The following is an 11,331-nucleotide window of genomic DNA, read 5'->3' on the forward strand; positions in this document are numbered from 1 at the left end:
GCTGGACAACAGCGGCAGTCTGCAGGGTGACAAGCACCTGGTGCTCAAGGGGGACTCCCTGAGCAATCAGGGCTCCCTGGCAGGTGGTGACACCTTGGCAATTGAGGCCGGGAAGTTGAGCAATGGAGGGCGTATCGCCAGCCAGGATGTGGCGATTGACGCCCATCAGCTTAGCAGTACAGGTACCCTGCTCGGGGTATCACGGCTTGCCCTCGACGGGGATGAGTTGGTGCTGACGGGTCAACAGCTGACCGACGGTGAGCTGCAGCTGGGCAGCCGGTTGTTACAACTGAGTGGCCAGACGCTGGTGGGAGGCAAAGCTCAGGTCACGGCAGAGGAAGGGCAGTTCGACGGGCTGCTCAAGGCCCAGTCGCTGGTGTTGGCGGTCAATCAGGCCCAGAGTGACGGCAAGCTGCACAGTCGGGAAGGGTTGCAGTGGCAGGGTCAGCATCTGACCACGGGTCAACACAGCGAACTGATTGCGAACCAAGGGGCCACGCTGAGCGGTGAAGCGTTGACGCTGGGTGGCACTATTGGTGCCGGCAATGCGTTGAACATTCAGGGTAAAGAGGTCAGCCAGAGCGGCGCTCTGGTCAGCGGCCAGGCCATGGTCATCAAGGCCGATGACTTGTCATTGGCGGGGCAGGTTCAGGGGCAGTCCGTTCAACTGACCAGCGACCGTGGTCATCAGCATGGTCGATTGCTGGCATCAGACAATCTGGTATGGCAAAGCACGCAGCTTGAAGGTAATGGCTGGATGCAGGCGGGGGCCGATCTGACCCTGTCAGGAGATACCCTGATCCACAAGGGCACGGCACTGGCACAGGGGCGTATGGCGCTCGATTTTACCGAGCTTAGCAGCCAAGGGGGACTGTTTGCCCGTGATATGGCCTTGACAGGCTCTCGGTTGACCCTGAATGGGGTGCTGGAGACGACTCAGGGCGCTCACTTGCAGGGGGATACCTTGCAGCTCGGTGGCGAGTCCCGCATCGGTACGGATCTGACCCTGGGGGCCACTCTGTTAAGCCTGACTGGTGTGCAGCAAGTCGGTGGCACGCTGCAATTGGGGGCGAAAGAGGCCGATCTCGGCGGTGAATTGGAGGTGGGCGAGGCTCTCAACGTGAAGACGGAAGCCCTGCGCAGCACCGGCAAAGTGCTGGCCAAGCAGGCTGACATCGAAGCAGATCAGTGGGATCAACTGGGATCACTGGCAGCGGACGATGCACTGGTCTGGCGTGGAACACGGCTGACCCAGCAAGGCAAAGGCGTGTTGCAGGCAGGTGGCCAGGTATCGCTGGCCGGTAAGACGGTGAACCTGGCGGGAACCTTGGCAGCAAAGGGGAACGTGGGCATTACCGCGGACAACTATGTCCAGCTTGGCACGCTGAACACAACCCTGGATCTCAGTATTAAGGCCGACAAGCTGCAGCTGGGTGGCTCGACACAAGCCAGGACGGCTGAGTTGCAAAGTCGTGAGGGTCTGAGCAGTGGCCAGCACCTCATTGCAGATGGCTTTAGCTGGCAGAGCGATCTGCTGACCAATAAGGGGTGGTTGCAGGCAGGCAAGGATCTGACTCTGACTACTCGCACCCTCGATAACGATGGAACTCTCATTGCCGGTGGCAAGCACAGCATCGAGGCCGAGGATCGCCTGACCAACCAGGGGAGCCTCGCGGGTAACCAACTCTCCTTGATCAGCAAAGAGCTGCAAAACGGTGGATTGCTGCAAGGCAAACTGGGAGTCGATCTTTCGGCGGAGAGAGCCACCCTGACCGGGCGTCTCACCAGTCAGGGGGCTGTCCAGCTTGGTGCCAGCCTGCTGGCCCTGGGAGGGAATGCCGATATCGGTGGCTCTTTGACCCTGACAGGGGATGAGCAGCAGTGGTCTGGTAACTGGCGCGTTGGCGGCCTGCTGCAGAGCACGGGCAAACAACTGACGCTCGATGGGGACTGGCAAGCCAGCCAATGGCAGCTGTTGGCCGATTCCCTGGTCAACAAGGGGCGTCTGGCGAGCGAACAGGCAGCGAACTTTAACGTCGGAGCAGTGCATAACCAGCAGGGGGCGACTCTGGTGGCCGGTGGGCCGCTCACTCTGTTCGGCAAGAGCCTGTTGCAAGAAGGCTCCTGGCTCGGCGCAGGCGATCAGTCCATCAAGGTTGATGATGTGCAGCAGCACGGCCAGTGGGTCGGTGATGGTGCGCTGCAGATGGAAGGCGCCCAATTCAACAACAGCGGCCCCTTGCGTGCGGCCAGCATGGGGCTGGCATTCGACCAACTGACAAACCGCGGGCGGATGGAGAGCCTGGGGGAATTCGGTTGGGAGGGGAAACAATGGCACAACCTGGGTGCCTTGATTGCCAAAGGAGCGACCCTGTCGGGCCTGCACCTCATCAACAGCGGTGATGTGGGGGTGCATAGCTTGACCATGGTGGCCACGGATCGCCTCGAGAATAATGGGGTCCTGGTTGGCAAGGAGCTCATCAATCTGAGCGCTGCAACCCTGGACTCTCAAGGGGACATGCTAAGCAGTGGCGATCTGACGTTGGAAGCCGGCGCCTTGACCCTGGGTGGTCTCACCCAGGCCAAAAACCAACTCGCACTGACTGCGGGCAAGGCAACGCTGGCAGGCAATGTCGTGGCTGACCGTCTGCAATGGAGTGGTCAGCATCTGGCCATGGGAGGGACAACCGTCGCCCGCGAGGCTGAACTCAGTGGCACCCAGATCTCCCTGGAGGGGACCCTCAAAGGGGATCGTCAGACACTGGAAGCCGGCACCCTGACTACAGGCAAGACAAGCAGTCTGCTGGCCAAGGAAAAGCAGCAGCTAAAAGCCGACCAGATGACATTGCAGGGCAGCATAGTGGCTGGCCAGCAGCAGAGAATCCTGGCGACAGCCTTGACCCAGCAGGGTGTGCTGGCCAGCGGGGGGAGCCTGGCATTGCAGGTGGCGGATACCCTGCGTAACGAAGGCAAGATCTCGAGCGAGACGCTTGCACTGGAAGCCGGTCATATCGACAACGGTGGTGCGCTGGTCAGCAAGGGGGCGCTGGCCTTGAAAACTGGCGATCTGATCAACCGTGGCCATTGGCAATCCGATCAGGGAATCACGCTGACGGCAGCTCGTCTGCTCAATAGCGGGCACTGGGTCAGTGGCCTAGCGCAGAACCTGACGCTGGATGAATTGGACAACAGCGGTACGCTGCAATCTGGCAGCGCCATGACCCTGACGGCGGAGCACCTCAATAGCCGCGGTAAGTTGTTGGCCAATCAGGATATGTCCCTGACTGCCGACGAGATCATTTTTGAGAGCGGCAGCACCACGGCCACCAACGGCCGGTTGGTACTCAAGGGTACGGATGTCAGCAGCGCCGGCATGCTATCCGCCGCGGATGATCTGAGTTGGCAGGGGCAACGCTTCAACCACAGTGGCACGATTGTCACGGATGGGGCGCTGCGACTAGAAGGCGAGACCTTGACCTTGGATGGCGCCTTGCAGGGGGGAACTGTCGCTCTCGATACGAACAGCCTGACGACAGGAGGCAGCCTCAACAGCCAGGGTAATCTGGTGGTTAACGCCCGGGGTGCGGTTCAGCATGGCGGGCAGTTGCAAGGCGGCAATCTCGTTCTGAACAGTGCGAGCTGGCAAGGGGCGGGCACTCTGGGTAGCAACGGCACTCTGACGCTGCGCACCGGCCAACTGCAACAACAGGGTCCATGGCGTATCCTCGGCGTGACCGATATCCAGGCGGATACAGTCACGTTAAACGGTTCATTGATAAGCGGCGGCGATCTGACGCTGCTGAGCCGCGGCGATCTGGGCAGCAAGAGTGGCAGCCAGCTGGTATCGGGCGGTAACTTGTCGGTCGAAGGCAAGCAGCTGACTCAACAGGGGCTCTGGCAGTCCGAGCGAGCAATGCAAATCAAGGGCAGCCGCTTTGAACAGCAGGGGGATCTGCTGGCAGGGACCGATCTCGGACTGCGTAGCGGCAGCTGGCAACAGAGCGGCAAGACCCGCGCCAACGGCACCTTGAATGCCACATTCACCGAGAATTCGGTACTTGCGGGCACGGTACAGGCCGATGGGGGCATCCTTCTCTTCGCGCCTTCACTGACTCTCAAAGGAACCTTGGCCTCCAAGGGCAATGTAAATCTCACCACCACCTCCCAGCTAAGCCAGTTGGGTAATCTGCTCAGTGGCGGTGAACTGACTCTGGGGGCGGCTCGTATCGACCAGCAAGGCCGTATTGAGGCTGGCAGTCTGCAGAGCCGCGGCGAGCTGCAAAACGACGGCATCATGCTGGTTGCCGGTCAAGGGAGTCTGAGTGGCGCCCGACTGGATAACCGGGGAACCCTGCAAGGGGATGGACTCACCATCACGAGTGCTCAACTCGATAACCGGGGAGCGTTACTCGCCAATAATCTGGCCATCATCAATGCCGGGGTTCAGAACCGTGGGCGCGTACAAGGGGGCTCTGTGCGCCTTGAGACACAGTCCCTCGACAATCAGCAGGGTGCCGTGCTGCGAGCACAGAACCAGGGCGATATTTCTGCTGCCACGCTGAGCAATGCCGGCGAGCTCTCATCCGGCAATCGGTTGGTCCTCAAGGGAAATCAGTTCAGCAACTCGGGGCTCGTCAGCGCCAACTGGCTGGAGGCCTCGCCACTGGCACGTCTGGTCAATACCGGCACCCTGTTCGGGCAGCAGCTGACCCTGCGCAGTGCCGACATCTATGCTCCCGGCAAGATCCTGGCGGGGCAGAAAGCCGCGCTGGAGGCAAGTCAGGTCACTGGCATAGGTGAATGGCTGTCCGGTGGCGATCTCTCCCTCAAGGTAGGTTCATCGCTTAATAGTCAGGGGACTCTGAGTGCCAAGGGCATACTGGACTTGCAGGTGCAAGGAAACTGGCAACATCAGGGACAGTGGGGGGCAGGCCAGCGTTTCAATGCGGGCGTCACCGGTCAGCTGACCAATAGCGGGGCTCTGGTGAGCAACGGCGTGATGCAACTGAGCGCCCAGCGACTGGAAAACAATGTCAGTGTCCAATCCGGCCAGGGTCTGACTCTGAATACCCAGGGTGAACTACGTAACACCGGATTGATGGCTAGCAATGGGAATATAGTATGGCAAGGTGACTCCCTTTATAACCGAGGGACTATCTACAGTGGTGGCACTCAGAATCTGACGGCAAACAGTAATCTGACTAATGAATATGGTACTTTACTAGCGGAGCTCGGTAGTGATTTACAGGCACGAACTGGAAATATCACTAACTCTTCGGGGACAATAGAATCTAACGGTGATCTGATATTATCTGCGGGTGCTGGTATCATCAACCAACGAGCGAAATTTAGTTTCACTCGTGACGGTGAAAATAATAGTGCACCACCTCAAAGCCAAGTTGTTACACCTGAATGGATAAATGGTACTCAAGGGCGGGGGGGGGACCATGCTGATATAGAGTATGTCATCTTGTCTTATCCAAAATCTGTATATGAGACCGTTATCGGTCAAAAAATAAAGGTCTTGGACTATACGTCGGCTAGTAAAATTAACGCAGCTAAGAGTATATCAATAACTTCAAATTCGCTTGTAAACTCATATTCTGACATCTCTTCCGGTCGAAACATGGATCTACGTGTCGGTGTGCTTGCAAACGAGGCCCTAGTCGAAGGAGAGGCAGAATTACATCTTGAATATAGACCTGATAGTGGTTTTGACTTATCCAAGAAATATTCTGGTGGGAACCAGGGGGGGGCACCAAAAGTTCCCGAAAGAGCTAAATCGGCAATCTACAAACTTTATTCTGTTAATGAGGTTTTGATTGGTGGGGGGAGATCGTTTAATAGTCTCATCTCCGCCGGTGGGAATTTGACCGGTGCCGTTGCTGGTATGGTAGATAACGTTACTATCAAAGCCAACGCTGGCCCAGTTAGCAGCACCACCCAACGTCCCGGTATGTCATTGCCTCAAGCCCAGGGCGCAGATGTGGCCCCTGGAGTGCAAGGAGATGCCCAATATCTTTCACAGGTGCTCAAGCCGGTCGGCCCCGATAACGGGGTACCGATGCCGGACTTCCAGTTACCATCGGGAGACAAGGGACTCTTCACCATCAATGACAGTGGTGACAGTCCTTATCTGATCGAGGTCAATCCTCTGCTGGCCAACCTGGGGCAAGCCAGCAACGGCATGATGGATCGTATCGATGCCGCTCTCCAGCAGCAGTTACAGGGTACGGGGCAACTCTCCTTCGATAGCATTTCTGGCAATGGCGGTATCACCCAGGCTAATGGTCAGAACACGAACTGGTCGTTACCTGGACGTGTGATTGGCGAAGCTACATCCCCTGACTTCCAAGACTTGAATGGCGTCAAGCCAGTCAACAATGGCCATGCCACCGTCTCTCAGCAATGGCAGCAGAGTTTGCAACCAGGCTTTGACTCCAATATACAGGGTCCTCAGGTCGGGTCTGGTGCGACCGGTGTCTCAGGACAATGGCAACAGAGCTTGCAACAGGGCTTCAATCCCAGTGGACAGGGACCGCACATTTCGGGTGGACATTCGGGGTCAGCCGGTCAATGGGAGCAAAGTCTGCAGGATGGATTCACCCATGCCGGTAGTGGGCCACAAGTCAGCGGAGGAGGGGGACAAGTCGCCGGTCAATGGCAACAAAGTCTGCAAAATGGCTGGCAGGGTCAACCCGTCAGCGGCGTGACGGTGACGACGCCAGGCGCCGTGCAGATACACAACCAGCCCGTGCCAGCCGTGGTCACGGCTCCAGTGGTTGAAACCAGTCCGGTTCTGACCCAGGTCGACCAGTTCCTTGGTTCCAATTACTTCTTCGATCAGGTGAACTTCACCCCGGAGAAAGACATCAAGCTGCTCGGGGATGCGGCTTTTGATACCCGCGTTATCCGTGATGCGGTACTGGCCCAGACAGGCCGACGCTTCATCAACAACGAGATGGGGTCTGATCTGGCCCAGATGAAGGCTCTGATCGACAACGCGGCCAAGAACCAGCGTGAGCTGGGACTCTCTCCTGGGGTTGCCTTGAGCGCCGAACAGGTGGCCCAACTCGGTCGCAGCATGGTGTGGTGGGAGCCTGTCTGGTATCAGGGCAAGGTAGTGCTCGCCCCCAAGCTCTACCTGACCGAAGCCGACAAACGCCACCTCTCCGGTAGTGTCATCACTGCCGCCAATATCGATCTGACTGCGGGGGGCATCAACAACAGCGGTACCCTGCTGGCTGATGGCACCCTATCCCTCAAGAGCGGCAGCATCCTGGTCAACCAGGGTCAGATCCAGGCCGGTGGGCGTCTCGAGCTGATTGCCAAGGGAGACATCCTCAACCAGAACCTCATCAAGGGGGGAGATGTTGCTATTGCCTCGCTGGATGGCTCGATTCGCAACGAAACCTTGACCGCTCAGCGTCATGTGGATGTCAACGGCGTGCTGTCGAGCGAACTCACCGATCAGACCCGCTTCAGCCGCACCGACGTGGGGGACATCGCCCGTATCGAGTCAACGGGCAACCTTTTGCTGCAGGCCGGGCAGGATATCTCCCTGTCGGCCAGCAATCTCCTCGCAGGCCTCGACATGTCCCTCTCGGCAGGGCGGGATATCACCATCGGCAGCCTGGAAGATCGAAGCAAATGGGAAGAGGGCCAGAACCGCTTTGCCCGGGTCGAGCAGTTGATGAGCAACCTGGATGCGGGCGGATCTATCTCTGTCAAAGCGGGTCAGGATCTTGCGATCAGCGCATCCCGTCTTGAGGGGAAAGGCGATATCAGCCTGCTGGCGGGCAACGATCTGCTCCTGACAAGCGAAGCAAATCAGAGCAGCGATGATATTCGTCTTGGCAACAAGCACACTATTGACCGTTCAACTACCCAGCAGGGGGTTGAACTCATGGGCAACAACCTGTCGCTCGGCGCCGGTAATTACCTGATTGCCCAGGCGAGTACCCTGGAGGCGCAAGGGAATGCGGCCTTGCAAGCGGGTGGCGAGTTGCAACTGCTCACCGCAGATAACGAGGTCTATCACTTTGAAAAGAGCAAGAGTAAAGGCTTCCTCAAGTCCCAATCCATCGAGATTGAAGAGAAAGAGGTGACGGCGCAGGGCTCCTTAATTACAGCCGGTGGTAATGTGAGTCTCATCAGCCAGGGGGACATGACTCTCAAAGGCAGCAACATCAAGGCTGGTGAAGCCTTGAATGTGGATACCGATGGCATGCTCAACTTGTTGACCGCCACCGATGAACATTTCTACCGCAAGGATGAAAAGAAAAACGGTGTGATGGTGAAGATGTCCGGCAATGGCACCAACAGCACCACAGAACGCCAGAACCAGTTGGACGGGGCCGAGATCAACATCACCGCGGGCCAAGGGGTGTTGTTGCAAGTGGGCCAACGTGAAGGTGAAAGCCTGCAGGCACGGCTGGATACATTGGCGACGCAACCCGGTATGGCCTGGGTGGAACAAGTACGTACCATGCCGGGCGTACAGATGGAGGCTGTTCAGGAAGCCTACGAACAGTGGGACTATAGCCAGCAGAGTCTGAGTCCTATTGTTTCTTCCATCATTGCCATTGCCTTGGCCGTTGTAACTGCGGGTGCTGGTGCTGCAGCATTGGCCGCTGCCCAAGGAGTCACAACCGCATCAATTGCAGGAACGGCTTCGGCTGCGATGGCCAACGCGGCGTTTAGTACCTTGGTCAGCCAGGCGACAGTTTCCACAATCAATAACGGTGGCAACCTGGGGGCGGTACTGAAAGAGATGGGCAGCAGTGCCAATATCAAACAATTGGCGACTTCGGTGGCAAGTGCAGGGGCGTTGCAAGGGCTGGACAATACGATGGGGTGGGCACAAAAGGCTAATGCAGCCAGTCAGCCTGCTACATCCGATCTGCTCTCCTGGGATACTTTCAACCGGGTGACGAGCCACTCAGCCGTCACCGCAGGCATTGATACCACCATCAATGGCTCCCACTTTGCGGATGCGTTTAAAGCCAGTTTACTCTCCAATATTCAGGGGGAAGTGGGTAAAGCCACTGCCAACTGGATAGGGGATCAAGGCATTAAATTTGATGCTGCCAACAGCCCGTTGGCAGAGGCAGGGAAAATTGCCGCCCATGGTGTGACTAGCGGTGCCATTGCTGAGATCACCGGTGGCAAGTTTGCAGCGGGGGCCGCGGGTGGCGCCATGTCGGAGTTGGCCAGCAATTGGAGCATGCAGGTCTTTGGCAACCCAGAGCATCAGGTTGCCCTTAACAAGGTGCTGGGTGGTTTGGCTGCGGTGGCTGTAACTGGCGATCAAAACCAGTTTGATACAGGGGCAGACCGAGCGGAGACAATATATAGATACAATAACTTACAACATTTACGACTACAGTTCAGTGCTGAGTCACAAATGGAGCAAATTGAGCGAGAGATGGCACCTATTATCCAACGGGCTAATGAAGAAGCTGCTAAAGAGACAATAAAAAGTGGTGCGCTTATTTTGGGGACTGCATATCTAGGCCCTGTAGCCTCAGTAGGAAGTGTAGCCACTGGTTCAACAGTATCTGTACTGGCTAATGGTACATATCAGTGGTATGACCTTAGTCAGCCAGGCAATGAAAATAAATCTTGGGATTATTGGGCAAGTACTAGTGCTGCTCTAACAGGTGCTCTTTCACCTGGTAGAGGAATATGGGAGAATACAAGCATAGCTATTGGAGCCACCTTAATAACAGATGGTGTTGATGGTGGGGCATTAAGTGGAACTACTATCGGTTCTTTAGCTGGTGGCGCTGTTGGGAAGTATATTCCTGTTGGGGTGGATAAAATTCCAGTTAAAATTGAAGTTCCCGGTGTTATATATGACTATTTGGGTGGGGTTACTTCGGATTTTTCTGCTGGGTATGTGAAGTCTATTTCGCATGAGTTAGATGAAAAAGAGAAAAAGGTGAATAAATGACTGTAGGTAGGTTTTTTTTGATTTATATATACATGTGCTCTTGCGCAGTTTTATTGTTATTTCTTGTTGGTGGAGGCATATCGATATTCTTTTATTTGAAATCAGGGGTGTTTATCTTTCCATCTGAGCAAATTGTTAGGGCTGTTTTTTTTGGGGTTGTAGCAGGGACAGCTATAAGTCTATATATGTTGGTGACTACTTTTTTAGGGAGATTCAAAAATAAAATCTCAATGAAAAGGAAGGATGGTGAGTAGATAAATATGTATTTAATTGTGCTATAAAAAAGAAAGTTTGGGGTAATCCCAATACCGAAAAAAGAGGAGTTTGATGATTGTGGTTACGGCAGCAAAGGTGTGGCCACGACCATGTTCGGTGGTGGCAATAGTAGTTCTAGTTCTAGTTCTAGTTCTAGTTCTAGTTCTAGTTCTAGTTCTAGTTCTAGTTCTAGTTCTAGTTCTAGTTTTAGTTCTAGTGCGAGTGCCATTAATTTGACCACTATCGGACCAGATGGCATTGAAATTCGTAACGACAATGTGTATCAACAGGGGTTAATGACTCTGAACCGGGATCCGGTCCAAGTGGCCAACGGCCTCTCACCCATCTTCGACAAACAAAGATTTGGAGAGGATGCAGGAGGCCAATATAATAGGTTAGGTGGGGCAGCAGGCGACCCAGTTGGTGGTGAGAAAATATTTTGGAGAGGCGAATTAGCAGGCTAGGAAGGATACCAAGTATGCCCAGAGTAAGGAGTATAAAGAGCTCCAAGCAAAATAAGGAGGGGATAGATCAGGAAACCTCATGGAACTCAATGTCAGCCAGTGTTGTAGGATCGACCATTGGATATGGTTTCGGCAAGACTGAGAAACCCTTAGATAAATTCTTTAATACTGCTAAAAACAATATGAAGTGGATGCAGCCATCTAATACACCAATAATTTATCCATATCCTAAGAACAATACTCCTGTAATTATTACTGGCTTAGATAGTGCTGTTTTATCAGAGATGGCTCCTCACGAAACCGAAGACTTTATGCATTCAAATAAGGCTCTTGAATGAAAAGTATACTTTGCAATGTTCTATATTCAACAATCGCCTCATCTTTGATGTTTTTAGGGATGTTGTTTATAAGATTGGTATTTTCATTAATAGATGTGTATATTTATCATCATGGTGGTATATTAATGTATTCATCTCTGGATGAATGTTTGTCAGACTTAAAACTAAGTATGTTTTGGGGTATTGGTGTGGCCGTTTTCCTGTGCTTATATAATCGTTTTGGTAGATATAGATAGATAGATAGATAGATAGATAGATAGATAGATAGATAGATAGATAGATAGATAGATAGATAGATAGATAGATAGATAGATAGATA

The 11,331-nt window shown here is 54.4% G+C and carries 2 protein-coding genes; both read left to right on the top strand.

Annotated features, from left to right (window positions below; all coding sequences use genetic code 11):
• Positions 1-94: 94 nt before the first annotated feature.
• The gene (locus tag ACW5W7_RS21135) at positions 95-9,955 is read left to right on the top strand and encodes a DUF637 domain-containing protein (protein WP_456502986.1); all 9,861 of its coding nucleotides are present in this window, start codon (positions 95-97) and stop codon (positions 9,953-9,955) included.
• 808 nt (positions 9,956-10,763) lie between these two features.
• Complete coding sequence (locus ACW5W7_RS21140) at positions 10,764-11,012, top strand: hypothetical protein (protein WP_456502987.1); 249 nt, start codon at positions 10,764-10,766, stop codon at positions 11,010-11,012.
• The last annotated feature ends 319 nt before the right edge of the window (positions 11,013-11,331 follow it).

This window comes from Aeromonas intestinalis (assembly GCF_054052485.1).

What these genes read in the sequence shown, in the direction of transcription:
- ACW5W7_RS21140 (WP_456502987.1), top strand. Translation starts at nt 10,764, where the DNA reads ATGTCAGCCAGTGTTGTAGGATCGACCATTGGATATGGTTTCGGCAAG.